The following is a 16,120-nucleotide window of genomic DNA, read 5'->3' as shown; positions in this document are numbered from 1 at the left end:
CTAGAACTGAATCGATAAACTACCTGAGACGCTAAACGGTGCGCTTGGAGTCACAAAGCGATCGCTAAAGTTTGAGACAAAGTATTCTCGATTAAACAAGTTACGGAAGTTCAATTGCGCTCTCCAGTTGTTCTGTCTGTAGTATAGAAGTGCATCTGTCCGCAGATATCCCGGCAAGACATAGGTATTGCTTAAATCACCTTGTCGATCGCCCACATAGAATAAACCGAGTCCAACTCCTAAGCCTTTCAGTGTCCCGCGTTGCACTTCATAAGTCGTAAACAAACTTGCCTGATTGTAGGGAACTTCAGAAAGTCGATTGCCAACCGGGAAGTCGTTGTCTGCACTGATAAACGCATCCGTGTAAGCATAAGAAGCAATCACATTCCAACCCGGTAAAATCCTTCCAACGAGATCAAGCTCAATACCACGACTGGTTTGTTCACCAGTTTGCAGCGTAAAATCTGGATTACCTGGATCAGGCGTTTCAACGTTTTGCTTGCGAAGGTCGTAAGCCGCGATCGTTAAGCTCAAACGATTCGACAAATCCGCTTTCATGCCGACTTCAAACTGCCGCCCTGTTTCGGGTTCAAACGTGGCATCATCCAGATTGCGTCGAGTTCCAAACGCAGGCGCAAAGGAGCGGGAATAAGAGGCATAGAGGGAGATTGCTGGAATCGGTTGATAGATGAGTCCGACACGCGGACTCCAAGCCGAATCAGTCTGCTCAAATTCTGCTCGATCGGAGCCTAATTCCTGAGTGGTGCGGAATTGCCGAGCCGTATCGTATCGGACTCCTGCAACTAATTTTAGATTTGGAAGCAGCGCAATTTGGTCTTGGAGATAGAGCGCAAAAGTCGAGAAGTTATCATCTCGGAAAAACTCAAACGCTCGATCGTAGGGGCGACGAGCATAGATCGGATTGAACAAATTGATCGGATCATAAGCCGTGGAGAATTGAAACGCTGGATTTTCTGCTCCATAGCGGTACTCGGCTCCGAACAGTAAGGTATGTTCAATGCTGCCTGTTGAGAATTTGCCAATGACATCAGCACTTGTGTTAAATCGATGATACTTGCCTGTAGTGGCGTAGGCAGTCCGGCTGATGTCGCCCGTTGCTTCATCAATTCCATCTAGAGAAGGGTAGTAGCGATCGAATTCAAAAAATAGATACTGACTGCTCTGGCGCAATGTCCAAGCGTTGCTGATCTTATGTTCTAAAGTATATCCAGCGTTGAAGGTAGTACTGCTAATTTCAGCAAAATCTTCTCCCAGAAAACGACCCCGTGGAACATCAGGAATGCGATCGCCAATCACTGGAATTCCTTCATCCGCAGTCTCACTTTCAGAACTCAACTGAGCGTATACCGTTAAGGTTGTATTTTTCCCAAGTGCAGCAGAAACAACGGGCGAAATCGAAAGGCGGTTGCCGCTGACAAAATCCCGATAGCTATTAAACTTCTCATAGCTCAAATTGAATCGATAACCAGATCGTTTCTGCTCATCAAACGGACCAGAGAAATCGATCGCACCTCGATACGTATCAAAGCTCCCAACCGTGATTTCAGCGTTGTAGTAAGGATTGGGGAGTGGCTTTTTAGAAACAAGATTGATCACGCCTCCGGGCTGCCCTGCACCAAACAGAATCGAGGCAGGACCTTTGAGAACTTCAACTTGTTCAATATCATTCGTGTTTAGTCTACCTGGAATCACATAAGGTAAACCATCGCGAAAAACATTGCTCGTAATCCCTGACTGGATTAGAAAGCCCCGAATCGTAAACAAATCTCCGAAAATACTGCCAGTAGCATCTCGCTGCACAACACTGCTCACATTTTCGAGCGCATCACCGACTGTGTTGATTCCTCGGTCTTGCAACACCTGTCGCGGCACAATTTGAATCGATTGTGGAATATCCCGGACAGGCGTATCTGTTCGCGTTCCGGTATTCGATCGAGGAACACGATAGCGAGATTCTTCACCCGTCACAACCACTTCTTCATCAGCTTCTTCCTCAGTAGATTGCTGCGCCTGAATTTGTGCTGTCCATTCTTGCACTGTGGTTGCAGGTTGTTTCCAATCTTTTAGGGTCGAGACAGCAGCAGTTTCCTCATTTGCAGGTAGAGAAGGTTTTGGCTGAATGTCCGGCGCTTTCTGTTGACCTGCTTGATCAAGTTCTGCGGCGATGCAAGGGATCGTGAGCAAAGCACTGATTCCCACTAAAATGAGCGATCGACAAACTATCATGACTCCACACCAAAATTTGCAACTTCTCTTTCCTTGCTGAGTGATTCAGTAGTTGGCAAGGATTCTCAAAAGCATATCGGATAAGTCTGAGCATTGGATCACTCCGATGAACGGTGAACGAAGTTTTTTGAACGGTGAACGGAGTTTTAACTTATACTGCGGCGATTCAGGGCAGATTGGCGATAGTCTCTGGGATTGACCCCGAATTTTTTGCGAAACGCGATCGCGAAATGGCTGCGATTGACCAATCCAACTGCTTTTGCCGCTTCTGTAATGCTCAACTCTCCTGATTCTAGTAATTGCCGCGATCGCTCCATTCGATAGTCTTGTAAGTAGCCAAAGACTGTCGTACCAAACACCTGCCGAAATCCGACTTTCAGCTTACAGTCATTAATACCTGCTAACCGCGCTAGCTCAATCAAAGAAGGTGGTTCATCTAACCGAGCAATGAGCACTTCTTTCGCATAGTGAATTCGCTCAATATCATCTGACCTCAATGGTTTAGTCTCACGGTCTGGATCAGTCTCAATGCTCTGAGCAAGGTGCAACGCGATGAGTTCCCACACTTTGCCTTCTAAATACATCTGCTGCGTCAATCCCTGAAATGGACACTGCAAAATCTGCTGAAGAGTAGCCTGCATTGCGGTGGTCATCTGGCTAACTTGGTTGTAGTAAGGTTGGTCGCTAGGCTTCAACCAATCCTTGATATCAGTCGGAGCTTGTTTCGGCAGTCCCGACATCCATTGGTCAAAAATAGAAGGATCAATGTGAAGCGTAACTTTCAGATTGCGTTGATTTGCTTCAATTTCCATCACTTCACCTGGAGCCATACCACTTCCACAAAAGAGGTATTGTCCAGCATTAGCACAGTCTAAATTCGATGTGGCAGTGCCGATCAGCGTATAGCTCAATTCTAGGGGATGTTCTCGATCGCAGGTCACGACTTTAAACTTCTCATGAAAGTAATCTTCTGCGATCGCTAACCCTACGCCCTCTCGAATTTGAATCTCCCGATAATATCCTATTCCAATAGAATTTGAGTACTTCCAGATCTGCTCAACTTCCGGCGACCGAGGCGCTTCAGACGGTTGAAGGGGTGGCATTTCAGGACAGACGAGTTCCCAGTAGTCTTGCTGTGACAGAGTGATAGTCATTGACGGCAATTGACAGACAAAAGCTAATCACACATCCTATCACAATTGAAAATTTTTCTTAATTGGAATACGCGATCGCAGAGTCAGTACGTGCAGAGTAAAATGAGGCATATTCAGGACGCTGGAGAACTGCCATGCTTGAAATAGACCTGAAACACCTACCGACGAGCGAAGAACTCCCCTGTTCTGACGATACCCCTGTGGATAACGAAGACCAAAATTTACTGCCCAATGTGCTGCTGTTTCTACTCAACTCGATTTGGGCAACCCGGATGGATTGGTACTTCGGAGTGGATATGGCGGTCTATCACACCACAGGAGAAAATCCTCGGATTCCAGTTGTTCCAGATGCGTTCCTAAGTCTGGGCGTGGAGCGTAAAAAGGGCGGCAAGTCGCGCCGTAGCTATGTGATGTGGGAAGAGAAGGGGACTGTCCCCATTCTGACCCTAGAAATGGTTTCTCACAAACCGGGCGGAGAGTATGACGAAAAGATGCAGATTTATGCTCGTTTGGGAGTGCTGTACTACGTCATTTATAATCCAGAGTTTTGGCGACGAGACAAGCATGAACCGTTTGAAGTGTACAAGCTGATTGAAGGTGAGTATCAGTTACAGAGCGGAGAACCCTACTGGATGCCAGAGATTGAATTAGGCATTGGACGCACTCAGACCCAGTTCGGCAATCTACCCCAGGAGCAATTAGCGTGGTTTGATGAACGGGGCGATCGCTATCTGAGTGAAGCAGAGATCGAACGGCAACGGCGGGAGCAACTAGAGGCGTTTTTGCGATCGCAGGGCATTGACCCCGATCATTTGCCCGATCAGTAATACTTACTGTATATTTCCCGCACCATCAGACAGGCGGAATTCGTACTAACAGACGCGATCGCAGTGCTTCAGGTAGTTTAGCGGGCAGGATATATCCATTTTCACTTTCTTGGTAAAGCTGACTGAATTGAAGCAAGTCTGCTGCACTGTTTTCTGCGGGCAAATCAACGAAATGGTAAGTATACTTCTGAGGACAGGCAAATGTTACAGAGCAAGGGCGATCGCACGTCCATAAACAACCTACAGCTTTAATATTGACATTACTGTAATCTGAATTTGCTTGTTGGGCTTCTTGTAGTTTGAGAAATAATTGATTTCCTTCCGCGCGATCGTCTGCTGCTTCGTGATCTAAAACAGCACTGCAAGATTTACAAACAAATAAAGTGTGAACCGTCATGATGCCTTGCTTAAAAAGAACTTAAACAGATCATCTAAAACTAGATTTGCACCTAAAATATGCCAACCATTGACCCAAATTTCATCACTCACATCAACGACTCGCTCCAACTTCACAGCGTTAAGGTGAAACCAGAGAGGATGAGCTTGAAACTGCCGAAACAGCGAAGAATTTGCAGGACTGGTTACAGCAAAGATTGCATCTCCATCAAGGCTAGGAATCGTCTCTAGCGAGATTCGCTTAACGAATCCAGTTTGCGCTTGAGCAGAAGGACGAGGCAATCCAACATCCTGCAAAATTGTACCGGAGAAAGAATCATTCAGATAGATTCGCACTTGATCCCGGCGAAAATTAGTAACAGAAATGCGGGGAAGTGGTCGATCGCTCAAGCGAGTTCGTAGCGCTTGGGTTCTTTGTTGGTAAGCTTGAAGCAGTTTCTCAGCGACTTCAGTTTTTCCTAGCGCCAGAGCATGGAGTTTCAAGTCTCGCTTCCAAAGGGCTTCATCTTCTGGTTCATCCCAATCTGCTGTCAGCACTGTAGGCGCAATGCGGGACAACTGATCGTAAATCCTGATGCGCGAGTCACCCAAAATTAAATCCGGTTTAAGCAGTAGAATTGCTTCTAAATTTGGCTGATTGGGTGTACCTACGATCGTAACTCCAGCAGATTTATCTTGAAGATAAGTCGGAAATTTCCCCTCTAGCACGGCTGCACCCACTGGTTTAATTCCCAATGCAAACGCATTCCCCAACGAGCCTGGATCAAGGACAACAACCCGCTGGGGATGATTGGGAACACAGCTTTGTCCTAGTGCGTGTTGCACAATGCGACAGTCTGAAGCAGGCTGCTCTAAAGCGACAATTCCAGAAAGCGAGTGACCTCGACAAGCGATCGCTGCAACAAGCGCCAGCACCGATAGCAGAACTAACTGGAATCTGCGAAACATAGTTTTGCTCAGACAATGATCCACGCTTGCAGTTCCTCAGAAAGAAATGGCATATCTCACGCTAATTGTGCGACCTCGACCTGCTGTGTAAAAGGTTTGATCCAGCCCTGATAGACGTTGAGCATAGGCAGGAAAATATTGTGCGTTAAATAAATTCTCAATGCCGAGTTGTAATGTTCCACCCCCTAGACGAATGCTACTCACGTAATCAACGGTGAAATAGTTGGTAACGCCAGCCGGATCAGCCCCATCAACAAAAGCGCGATCGCGGTTTCCAACATACTGCGCCTGTAATCGATTTCGCCAACCAGGAAGCGTTTCATTCTCGACATAAGCGGTGAGCTTCAACGGGGGAATCCGCAAGCCGCTCAGGGCAGTATAGTTTCCGGTATCCTCTTCGTCAAATTCACCCTCGATCCAGCCTGCTGTTCCACCAATTTGCCAAGCTCTACTCAGCTTCACATCGATCGCGGCTTCGATGCCATAAGTTCGTTCTGGCGATCGCACCACATCATAGAAGTTCGTCTCTTCATTAAACACGAAGCTTGTGCCCAACTTAGAGGTGCTATAGAAACCAGACAACGATGCCTGCACCGAAGACCATTGCCCTTTGATGCCGATTTCATAGTTATTGACCCGTTGAGGCTCAGTTAAGACCTGATCGGTGCCAACATTAAATCCGTCTGGAGCCGCGAACAAAATGCTGCCGAAATCAGGCACCGAAAACCCTTGAGCAAAGTTAGCAAAGAGACTAACATTTCGGGTTACTTTGTAGACTCCACCTACATTAAAAACGGTTGCACTAAAGTCTTTTTTGCCGCCCTGCACCGCATCGCCAAACAATGTGGTGTAGTTGCCAACCTCAAATCCAATGCGTTCATGCCGTAATCCGCCGCTCAGAATGAAGCGATCGCCAACATTCCATTGAGCTTGAGCAAATAAGCCTAGACTACTCAGTTCATACGGTGGAATCGTGGTTACTTCGCCGATCTTGCGATAGACCCGCCCATTGGTTGCATCAAACTCAGCCGCATCAAACAAATTGCGAAACGACTCGGTATTTTCGTTGGTGTAGTCCAAGCCCCACAAAACACTTGCTGTTCTCGCAATCGGGGTATTGAGTTGCAGCCGTCTGCCCCAGTTTTGCGAGTCTAATTCGCCCTGAAAAATACCTTGTCGTCTATTGCGGCGATCGCGTGGATCAGTCCGGCTTGTGTTGTCGCGATAGAAGAGTTGCGTTTGCAGTTCACCACCCAAAACATTTCTGTGCGTGTAGCCTAAGTTCAAGACAGTGTTGCGATCGCCTTGCGGATCTGCCCCAATAAATTCCAGGCTGCCAACCTCGCGGGCACGAGCTTTCTGAACTCCAGGAATCCGATTCACGATCGGATCAGAAATTACATTCGTTTCTCGTCGATCGTTGAAGTAATTCAGGCTAAATTGCAGTCGCTGTTGCGGATCGATATCAAATCCAATTTTTGCTAGTCCATTGAAAGCGGTACTATCATCTGTGCCTTGAACGATTGGAATGCGATCGCCTTCTGCATCAAACGAAGCTCCAGTCGTTGTTAGAGAAAGTAAAAAGTTGTAATCAAACTGTCCTTGTTTGCCCGAAAGTGAGTATGACAATGGAAAACCAAAACTTTCTGCTTGGAGTTTGCCCAATGCCGCACTCGTTCCAATTTCAACGCGCGTACTTAACCGATCCTGCGATCCTCTGCGCGTAATAATGTTGACAACACCTCCCGTTGCTTCTGCACCGTAGATTGCAGTTGAACCGCGTACTACTTCGATGCGTTCGATCGCAGACGGATCGATTGTTCTTAAATCCCGATCGAAGTCACGAGAGTTTGTGTCTTGAGGAACGCCATCAATCAACACTGAAATGTCTCGTCCGCGCAACGAAGCTCCAGTAAAGGCGCGATCAGAAGGTGGACCAAAGCCTGGAACCAATTTACCGAGAATGCTGCTAAGACTCTGATTGAGACTGCGTTGTTGATCAATGGCTTCACGCGGAATCACCGTAATCGATCGCGGTACATTCAGTTGGCTTTCCTCGGTGCGAGTTGCCGTAACCACGATTTCTTCCTCGTCGTCTTCAGTTGAAGTTTCATTCTCAGCAGAAGTGTTGTTGGTTGCTGAGATTGCTGATGGATCAGATGTTGCAGGAGACGTACTCACACGGAGTTGAAATCCTTGAGCAGTTTGATTCAGTTGAACAGTAGGAGGTGCTTCGTTCCCAATCGCTGTCACCCGAATCTGATTCGCACTTTGCTGGACAACTTGTACTACAGCAATCCCAGCCGTCGGATTCTCAGCGTTGAATGACTGAGTATTTGGTAAAGCTAATACTGCATTCGGAATCTCTACAATCAAGCGATTGCCTTCTGAGTAAGACTGAGCAGTATCAACTCGCAAAGGCTTACCTTCTGCTGTTTGCAGCGTAATTTCTAACGCAGCATTCGTAGAGTTGAGGTTTACACCCGTCACTTGTACAGGTTCAGACGATCGCGACTCCTTGATCGCTGGCTGTCCTTCAGAATTCGTCTGTGCCCAAGCTGATCCTGTCCACCCATTCAGCAGAGTACTGGATACCGCCACGATCAGCCATAAAGGTGCTGAAAAAGAAAATCGAGTCATTGATCGCCACTCCACACACTAGCATCAGTACCGCTTCGATCGCGGATTTTTAACCGTTTTAATTGAGAATCATTTCTAAGAATAATCGAGAACCTAAGGTAATACAGGCTGTTTCTGATGGCTAGACGGAGTTTTTAGAAGGCTAGACGGAGTTTTCAGTTACGTGCCTTACCGCGATGCTGTCGGGCATACTCACTAGGATTGAGACCAAACTTTTTGCGAAAGGCAGATGCAAAATAGCTACGATCGACAAATCCAACCTGATGAACAACTTCAGTAATGCTCAACTCACAAGTTTGCAAGAGAAACCGCGCTTTTTCTAAACGGTAATCATGCAGATAGCCAAATACCGTTGTGCCGAATACTTGACGAAATCCTTGCTTCAGTTTGTAATCATTTACTGCAACCTGACGCGCTAGTTCTAGCAATGATGGGGGATTGTGGAGATTTTCAATCAGAATATCTCTAGCGTGATAGATCCGATCTATATCGTCTGATCTCAAAAAGGTTTTCTGAGAAGTAACGCGATCGCTTTCTTGAAACTGGCTAAACTGAAGCATCATTAGTTCGAGCGTTTTGCTCTCTAAGTACAGCCGTTTTATAATGCCGTGATGGGGACAATTCAAGATTTGGTGAACGACAGCTTGGCTCATCGGTGTCATGCTGCCCTGATAGTAGTAAGGCTGGATTTTTCCTTCTGCCGCCTGCTGGATTTCAGGGACTAAAGCCGACATCTGATTCAGCGGAAAATTTTTTAGAAAGATACTGGGATTAAAATCAATGTAAAGTCTGATCAATCGCTGTCCTGCTACCCAATCTTCAGTCTCGTGTACCTCTGAACAGCAGCTTAGATAGGTGCGTCCTGCTAGTTCGTTGATCGGGTCAGTCACGCCTTTAAGAGTCGTTCTGACATCACCCGCAATAAAGAAACTGAGCGTTGACCAAGCATTTTCGCCATACTGCTCATTCAGCCGCAAATCGTTTGTTAGCTCATAGTCATACAATCGCAGTCGCAATCCTTCTTGTAGCGGTAGAAACCACTCCTTCACATTACCAATGAGAGAAACTTGTCCTTGATATCCTGTAGTTAGTCCATCTGAGTCAGCAAGAACTGTTCCCAATTGCTTGCTTTGTTCCCATAGGTCGTCATATTCCTGCGCTGAAAGAACTATCGTCATCGCGATCGCCTCACCGACGTTAAGAGACCCTCCACAAGAGTCATCATAGACAGATGCTAAATATTCTCATTTAATTAAGAAAGGTGTCAAGAATGTCGCGAGATTTTGCTTTATCTCTTATAAGCTTCTGGTAAATCTGCAAACGCTCCCTCTAATTCGATCCTGCCATTGTTGAGTAGAAGAATGCGATCGGCACGTTGCAACACTGCCCGTCGATGAGACACTACAAGAAATGTCGGTGTCCAAGTTTGAGAACTTAGCTGAAAAAGTTTCGACCAAAGCCTTTGCTCTGTTTCCACATCCAAAGCACTTGACAGATCATCAAATACTAATAATTCCGGTTGACGAATCAGCATTCGAGCCGCTGCTACTCGCTGAATTTGTCCACCAGAAAGCCTCATTCCTCTAGAGCCAATCTGGGTATCGAGTCCATCTGGCATCATTGCTAAATCTCGATCGAACATTGCAAGCTCGATCGCGTTTTGGACTTCCTCATCGCTCCTTCGCAGCCCAAGCAGAATGTTTTCTCGCAGCGTTGTACTAAACAATTGGGGAACTTGTGGCGTGTAAGCACTCTGAGGCGGAACAAAAAACTGAGCAGGATTCGCAATCTTCTGACTGTTCCAAAAGATTTCTCCAGATTGCATCGGTAATAGTCCTAGTAATACCTGCAATAGTGTTGTTTTACCCGAACCAATTGACCCAGTAATCACAGTAAAACTACCGCGCTGAAGATGGAGAGATATATCTGTGATACCGCGATCGCTACCAGGATAGTGATAGTTCAATTTGAACGCCTGTAATTCTTCAAGGCGATCGCGAATTACTTCTTGAATCATTGATAACTGAGACTTTTTCCTGGTCAACGTAGGGAAATACAGCGGATGATGAGCAACGATCGTATCTGCCTCTGAATTAACTAAAGCTTGCATCCGTTCAAAAGAAACTTCGCTTTGTTTTGAGAGTGCGATAAACTCACCGAAAAAGCCTAGAAAGTAAGTAACGTAGGCTAAGTAATACACAAACAGTGCAAAGTCTCCCACGCTCAATGTTTGACTATTCTGCATGGATTGAGCCGCAAAAAAGAGAATTGCCCCCGTTCCCAAGCTCACAAGATTATCGAAGCTAGAACTTAGAATTGAATTGAGTAGTTGATCTTTAACGATAGATTGCCGACGACGATCGCACAATTGCCGAAAGTGACTTAACATCGAATTTTCGGCTCCAGCGACTTGAATCGCTTGTACGGCTGTAAACATCTCTCCCACCATTCCGGTCACTTGTTGAGTCGCCTGACGACTAGCACGACGATAACGTTTAATGCGATCGCTCATCCGATGCAGGATGACAGCAATCAGTACCAGTGGCAAAAACACAAACAGCGTAATCGATGCGTTCACACTTAGAAGGAGAATGAGCGACCCGATCGCAAAAATTCCTTCGCCTAAAACTTCATTCGTGCCTACGACGGTATCTTCAATCTGAGTTGCATCTTCCCGAAAAAAGCTAATCACTTCTCCCGGTGAAATTGTATTATCCTGAGTTGTTAACGCTTCAGCACCAGGATGCTCTAGCACTTTTGCTAAAAGATTTCGTTGAATCAAAGCATTCATCGTAAAGCGATGCTGTGTTTTCGTAATTCGCCCAGTGAAAATTGCTGCAATCTGCGCCAAACCTGTTGCCAGTAGTATTACAATCCACGTCCAAGAAGAGAAAGGAAATGCAGAGTGTTGAGTCAAGGTATTAAAGAACTCGCGAATGATGACACCAGGTACGGCGGGAAGTCCAGCAATCAATATCCAGAGTGCTGTATCTGTCCAATAGAGCGATCGAGCATAGGTAATCATCTGCCAAAGAAGAAACCAAATTGAAGCTCGATTCGTTGTCATAGGACGACCTCAAATACTTGACTATTGTGCTCACTCAGTTGAGAATAAGTTTCATTAAACTGAAATTCGTTTTGCAATCCCCTAAACCTATCATGGCAATTACCATTTCCCGCGCCGACTATGACGAGTTGTGGAAAGTCTGCAACCCTGCTCCTCTAGTCACCAGTCATCCAGACTATTGTGAACGGGTTGAGATTGTACCTGAGCAGTTTGGGGAGGGATATGTGCGATCGATTCGGTTTCGGGGAATCAATCTAATGCTTTTCAATTATCAACTACACCACGATTTACATCTCATAGATGAAGTGTCTGAAACAATGTGGGAAATTGGATTTAATCTATCAGGGAATCGTAATAATAAGTGTACTGGGGAGAGCTTTCTGGAATGGGGAGCTTATGAAGGGAAAGGAACCTGGACTACTTATGCCAACGATCCAGTCTTAAAAGTTGATATTGAGTTAGAAGCTCCGAATGAGTTAAATCGGCTTGTTAGCGACACGTTAGAAGAGCTACCCGTCGAGATTCGGCAATGTATTGAAGACTGCGATCGTAAACGGTTTGATGAGTTTAACGTAATTACACCCGCAATGCGATCGACGTTAGAAAAGATTCTAAACTGTTCATTCCAAGGAAAAACGCGCCAGCTTTATCTAGAAGGGCAATGTTTAGAGTTAATTGCTTTGAAATTGGAACAGCTTAAAGATCCGGATCAGTATCGGCAAAAGTCTTTCTATTCGATGAATCTAGATGATATCGATCGCATTCACTTAGCCAAGAAAATTATGACTGAGAATGCTGATAATCCGCCTTCACTGCTGGAGTTAGCGCGACAGGTGGGATTGAATGATTTCAAGTTGAAAGGAGGATTCCGGCAGGTCTTTGGGACGACCGTGTTTGGTTATTTGCATCAACATCGAATGGAGACTGCGCGACAGTTGCTTGCCGAGCGCCGCATGAACGTTAAAGAAGTGGCTCAGGCAGTCGGATACGCAAGCCAAAGTCGCTTTGCAGAAGCTTTTCGCAAACAGTTTGGCATGAATCCTAAGTCTTATCTACTGGGTAAAAAATCCGTCTAAGTCTCAAAATAATCCGCTTATGCACAATCGCGATCGCCGATTCTTCTCTATTTCCTGATATCTTCTTGAAAGTAATTCTTAATTAAAGCGTTCGTTGGTGGGTGGAAGATGAGCAGAATCAATTCGCAGTGCATGAGCAAAATCCGATTTTACGGATTAATGGTTGTGCTTTCAGGAAGTCTAGTGAACGGATCTGCTTTGTCGGGATTAGCAGCAACCCCATCCCACGATCGGCACGCGACCACGGTTAAAGAATGGGTCGCCCAAATCGAAGCGGCGACTGTGCAAGTGACAGGGATCAGTCTAAATCGGACTGAGGCTGGGCTGGAAATTGTTTTGCAAACCGCAGAAGGTAAACCGCTGCAAATTGATGCTAGTACCTTTCGATCGGAGGGCAATAGCCTGATCGCAGAGATTCCGAATGCTGTCTTGGTGTTGCCAGAATCCCAAGCCTTTGTTGCGGATAACCCAACTGCCGATATTGCAAGTGTGCGCGTGGTGCAGCAGGAAGCGAGTAAGATTCGAGTGAGCGTAGCAGGAACTAACAATCTGCCTAGCTCTGAAGTTAGTTTAAGGACAGGAAACTCTATCTACAGCTTGAATTCGGAGCCGGATGAGTCCGATGAAGAAGTTGTTGTAACGGGACAGCAGCAAGGTGGCTATCGCGTCCCTAATGCAAGTACAGCAACGAGAACGGATACTCCACTGCGAGATATTCCCGGTTCGATTCAAGTGATTCCCCGTCAGATCTTAGAAGACCAGAAGACAACGCGGATACAAGAGGCATTGGAGAATGTTAGCGGTGTCCGTAAGGAAGGTAACTACGGCGGGACGGATGCGGGTGGATTTAACATTCGTGGCTTTGCTCAGGATGGAAACTTCCGCAATGGATTGGCTGACAATGACTTTTTCTCCACGGTCGATACAGCAAACATCGATCGGATCGAAGTTCTCAAGGGACCCGCTTCGGTTCTATTTGGTCAGGCTGAACCGGGAGGAATTATCAATGTTATTACAAAACAACCGCTTAGAACTCCTTATTATTCAGCAGAGTTTAATGCTGGCAGCTTTGGTTTTTACCGCCCCAGTTTTGATATTTCTGGACCGCTCACGCCTGATGGTTCACTGTTATATCGTTTGAATGTTGCTTATCAAAATTCTGAGAGCTTCCGAGATTTTAACTTTACAGAACGTGTGTTTGTTGCGCCTGTTGTTACTTGGAACATTAGCGATCGCACAACTTTAACGTTCGATCTTGAATACCAAAACAGTAACTACCTCTTCGATCGTGGACTTCCTTCTCTTGGCGATCGACCTGCTCCCATTCCGATTAGTCGCTTTATCGGTCTGCCAGAAAGTGTTTATGACGATACCACTTTCCGGGTTGGCTATAGACTGGAACATCGATTTAGCAAAGACTGGCAACTTCGCAATGCGTTTTCCTTTGTGTCCGGTCGATCAGAAGGAACTTATGCGATCGGGGGTCGTGGGCTAGTTGATGATCAATTTGCTCCGATTAGTATTGGGCGGGACAACTTCTCACGAAAAATCTATACTCTGCAAACGGAATTAGTCGGACGGTTCAAGACGGGATCGATCGTTCATCAGCCATTGATTGGAGTGGAGCTAAGAAGAAATGACTGGGCTTATAGTTCATTCGATGTGGAAGATCCCATCCTGCTAGACATTTTCAATCCGAATTACGATGTTGATTTTCCTGCTATCCCTGATGAAAAAACTTTCTCTTACACAACTCGTAGAGACACTTTAGGAGTTTACCTTCAAGATCAGATTACTTTTGCAGACAATCTCAAGCTTCTGGTCGGGGGTCGCTTTGATGCGTTCCGCCGTAGAGATGACTTCGGAACACCCGAAGAAGAATCGCTTACAGCTTTTAGTCCCCGTGTTGGGATTGTTTACCAACCGATCAAACCGATTTCTCTCTATGCTAGCTATACGCGATCGTTTCAACCCGATCGATTTCTCGGTCGCTCTGCAACAAGCGAACCCTTCAAACCAACCGAAGGAACACAGTATGAAGTCGGTATCAAAGCAGATATCAGTAACCGACTTTCGGCAACTCTAGCAGCCTTTCAAATTACCAAAACTAATGTTGTGACCCCTGACCCCAACGATCCCGATTCCTCGATACAGGTAGGTGAACAGAAAAGCAGAGGCATCGAGCTAGATGTTAGCGGTGAAATTTCACCAGGTTGGAATATCATTGCATCTTACGCCTATACCGATGCGATCACCTCGGAAGATAACAACATTCCTGTAGGGAATCGGCTGATTAATGTTCCCGAACACGCAGCAAGTTTGTGGACTAGCTATGAACTTCAAAGCGGTGGCTTAAAGGGTTTGGGCTTTGGGTTGGGACTTTACTATGTGGGAGATAGAAATGCTGACTTGGAAAATACAAGCATTCTGCCCAGCTACTTTAGAACAGACTCAGCAATCTACTACAAGCGAGATAACTGGAGGGTAGCACTGAATTTCCGAAATCTGTTTAATAAAACTTACTATGAGACTTCTCAAGGTAGAGATATCATCTACCCTGGCGCACCCTTCACTGTAATCGGCTCGTTTTCAATTCAGTTCTAATTTTGGTTATTAGTCCACGATGTTCCTGAAAACCTGCCGCAGCACGATCGCTTTCTTCTCTAAATATATTAGTTGGGCTTTGCTAACAGCTATCTTGATCACAGCTTGTCAAGGTGGTAGCCCTCAAATTTCCCGGTTAGAAAGTCAGCCATCTGCGGATTGTCGAATTGTGGAACACGCAGCCGGAAAAACTGAAATTTGCGGTACACCTCAGAAAATTGCGGTTCTTGAACCGAAGCTGTTGAGCCTGATGTTAGCACTCGATGTGCAGCCTGCGGCTTATGCCGATGCTTATTTAGTGCGATCGCGTCAATTCGACAATCCTAGCTATCAAATCCCTTACCTGGGTAAATTTGTCACCAGTCAACCGATGAATTTAGGCGATCGTTCTTCTCCTTCTCTCGAAGTTTTAATTTTACTTAAGCCCGATTTGATCCTGGGGCTAAAAGGTCAAGAACATCCGGTATTCTCCTCGCTTGCTCCAACAATCTTAATCGACAATGAAAAGAATTGGCGGGATAACCTTAAAACGGTTGCTCAAGCTTTAGGTTATCCAAAAGATGTATCATCAGTCATTACCTCACGACAGCAACAACTAGACAGAGTTCGCGCTCAACTAGCGCCTCTTGTGAAAACTCATCCAAAAGTGCTAAGTATTGCTTGTAGTCTAACAATGGATTATATCGAGGTGATCCACGATGGCGATGCTGTTACGCTTCTAGAGAATTTGGGATTTCAGCCTGTGTCGCTCGGAGATGTAGAGCGAAAACTAGGAACTAGACTACAGCTTAACCTGGAAACCCTTGCTCAACTTGATGCGGATATCGTGATTGTCAATACTTGGCTCAATACTTGGGATGGTCGATCGACTTACCAAGTTCCCCTCGAAGAACTCAAGCAAAAATGGGCTAAAACACCCCTATTACGGAACTCATCAGCCTGGAAAGAAGGACGAGTTTACTTTGTAGATTACACATTATGGGCTAGTGTAATTGGTGAACCGATTGCTAGTTCTCTAATCCTAGAAGAGCTTCCTCAACTTTTACTTTCACACTCCCTGAAGCCATAACCCAGCCTTTCTGCTAGGCAACTGCAGCCGCCGCACAGCGCTTTATCCACTTGACGATTGCCCCAACTCAGTTGAGAATAAATTGCACTAGG

At 45.9% G+C, this 16,120-nt stretch carries 11 protein-coding genes; 4 read left to right on the top strand and 7 right to left on the bottom strand.

Going from position 1 to position 16,120, the window contains the following annotated elements:
- On the bottom strand, positions 1–2,247 hold the full coding sequence (locus ACQ4M5_RS34260) for a TonB-dependent siderophore receptor (RefSeq protein ID WP_430680274.1): 2,247 nt from the start codon (positions 2,245–2,247) through the stop codon (positions 1–3).
- 146 nt (positions 2,248–2,393) lie between these two features.
- Entirely contained in the window at positions 2,394–3,401 is a 1,008-nt protein-coding gene (locus ACQ4M5_RS34255; RefSeq protein ID WP_430680273.1) for a helix-turn-helix domain-containing protein, read from the bottom strand.
- Positions 3,402–3,535: 134 nt separating this feature from the next.
- On the opposite strand from ACQ4M5_RS34255, the gene ACQ4M5_RS34250 reads away from it, so the two are divergent.
- Complete coding sequence (locus ACQ4M5_RS34250; RefSeq protein WP_430680272.1) at positions 3,536–4,228, top strand: Uma2 family endonuclease; 693 nt, start codon at positions 3,536–3,538, stop codon at positions 4,226–4,228.
- 25 nt (positions 4,229–4,253) lie between these two features.
- Here the strand turns inward: ACQ4M5_RS34250 and ACQ4M5_RS34245 are convergent, their stop codons facing one another.
- The 5 genes from ACQ4M5_RS34245 to ACQ4M5_RS34225 all read right to left on the bottom strand — a co-directional run bounded on the left by ACQ4M5_RS34245 (position 4,254) and on the right by ACQ4M5_RS34225 (position 11,279).
- Positions 4,254–4,625, bottom strand: coding sequence for a DUF1636 family protein (locus ACQ4M5_RS34245; protein ID WP_430680271.1), 372 nt, complete (start codon positions 4,623–4,625; stop codon positions 4,254–4,256).
- Positions 4,622–5,572: an ABC transporter substrate-binding protein gene (locus ACQ4M5_RS34240; protein WP_430680270.1), complete on the bottom strand. Its 951-nt coding sequence runs from the start codon at positions 5,570–5,572 to the stop codon at positions 4,622–4,624. The genes ACQ4M5_RS34245 and ACQ4M5_RS34240 overlap by 4 nt, the downstream gene beginning before the upstream one ends.
- Positions 5,573–5,608: 36 nt before the next feature.
- On the bottom strand, positions 5,609–8,212 hold the full coding sequence (locus ACQ4M5_RS34235; RefSeq protein ID WP_430680269.1) for a TonB-dependent receptor domain-containing protein: 2,604 nt from the start codon (positions 8,210–8,212) through the stop codon (positions 5,609–5,611).
- A gap of 155 nt (positions 8,213–8,367) precedes the next feature.
- Complete coding sequence (locus ACQ4M5_RS34230; protein WP_430680268.1) at positions 8,368–9,390, bottom strand: helix-turn-helix transcriptional regulator; 1,023 nt, start codon at positions 9,388–9,390, stop codon at positions 8,368–8,370.
- A gap of 110 nt (positions 9,391–9,500) precedes the next feature.
- Positions 9,501–11,279, bottom strand: coding sequence for an ABC transporter ATP-binding protein (locus tag ACQ4M5_RS34225; protein ID WP_430680267.1), 1,779 nt, complete (start codon positions 11,277–11,279; stop codon positions 9,501–9,503).
- Positions 11,280–11,371: 92 nt separating this feature from the next.
- Here ACQ4M5_RS34225 and ACQ4M5_RS34220 point away from each other — a divergent pair, with 92 nt between their 5' ends.
- The 3 genes from ACQ4M5_RS34220 (at position 11,372) to ACQ4M5_RS34210 (ending at position 16,028) form a co-directional block, all read left to right on the top strand.
- Entirely contained in the window at positions 11,372–12,355 is a 984-nt protein-coding gene (locus ACQ4M5_RS34220; RefSeq protein WP_430680266.1) for a helix-turn-helix transcriptional regulator, read from the top strand.
- Positions 12,356–12,463: 108 nt separating this feature from the next.
- The gene (locus tag ACQ4M5_RS34215; RefSeq protein WP_430680265.1) at positions 12,464–14,959 is read left to right on the top strand and encodes a TonB-dependent siderophore receptor; all 2,496 of its coding nucleotides are present in this window, start codon (positions 12,464–12,466) and stop codon (positions 14,957–14,959) included.
- 19 nt (positions 14,960–14,978) lie between these two features.
- Positions 14,979–16,028, top strand: coding sequence for an ABC transporter substrate-binding protein (locus ACQ4M5_RS34210; protein WP_430680264.1), 1,050 nt, complete (start codon positions 14,979–14,981; stop codon positions 16,026–16,028).
- Positions 16,029–16,120: the final 92 nt, after the last annotated feature.

The sequence above is a fragment of the Leptolyngbya sp. AN10 genome, assembly GCF_050565645.1.
Taxonomy (GTDB): Bacteria; Cyanobacteriota; Cyanobacteriia; order Leptolyngbyales; family Leptolyngbyaceae; genus Leptolyngbya.
Note: the sequence above shows the minus strand (reverse complement) of the source record. Positions and strands in the feature narration are given on the sequence as shown.

Excerpts from the sequence above, each read along its gene's own strand:
- ACQ4M5_RS34260 (WP_430680274.1), bottom strand. The coding sequence starts at position 2,247 with ATGATAGTTTGTCGATCGCTCATTTTAGTGGGAATCAGTGCTTTGCTC.
- ACQ4M5_RS34255 (WP_430680273.1), bottom strand. The coding sequence starts at position 3,401 with ATGACTATCACTCTGTCACAGCAAGACTACTGGGAACTCGTCTGTCCT.
- ACQ4M5_RS34250 (WP_430680272.1), top strand. The coding sequence starts at position 3,536 with ATGCTTGAAATAGACCTGAAACACCTACCGACGAGCGAAGAACTCCCC.
- ACQ4M5_RS34245 (WP_430680271.1), bottom strand. The coding sequence starts at position 4,625 with ATGACGGTTCACACTTTATTTGTTTGTAAATCTTGCAGTGCTGTTTTA.
- ACQ4M5_RS34240 (WP_430680270.1), bottom strand. The coding sequence starts at position 5,572 with ATGTTTCGCAGATTCCAGTTAGTTCTGCTATCGGTGCTGGCGCTTGTT.
- ACQ4M5_RS34235 (WP_430680269.1), bottom strand. The coding sequence starts at position 8,212 with ATGACTCGATTTTCTTTTTCAGCACCTTTATGGCTGATCGTGGCGGTA.
- ACQ4M5_RS34230 (WP_430680268.1), bottom strand. The coding sequence starts at position 9,390 with ATGACGATAGTTCTTTCAGCGCAGGAATATGACGACCTATGGGAACAA.
- ACQ4M5_RS34225 (WP_430680267.1), bottom strand. The coding sequence starts at position 11,279 with ATGACAACGAATCGAGCTTCAATTTGGTTTCTTCTTTGGCAGATGATT.
- ACQ4M5_RS34220 (WP_430680266.1), top strand. The coding sequence starts at position 11,372 with ATGGCAATTACCATTTCCCGCGCCGACTATGACGAGTTGTGGAAAGTC.
- ACQ4M5_RS34215 (WP_430680265.1), top strand. The coding sequence starts at position 12,464 with ATGAGCAGAATCAATTCGCAGTGCATGAGCAAAATCCGATTTTACGGA.
- ACQ4M5_RS34210 (WP_430680264.1), top strand. The coding sequence starts at position 14,979 with ATGTTCCTGAAAACCTGCCGCAGCACGATCGCTTTCTTCTCTAAATAT.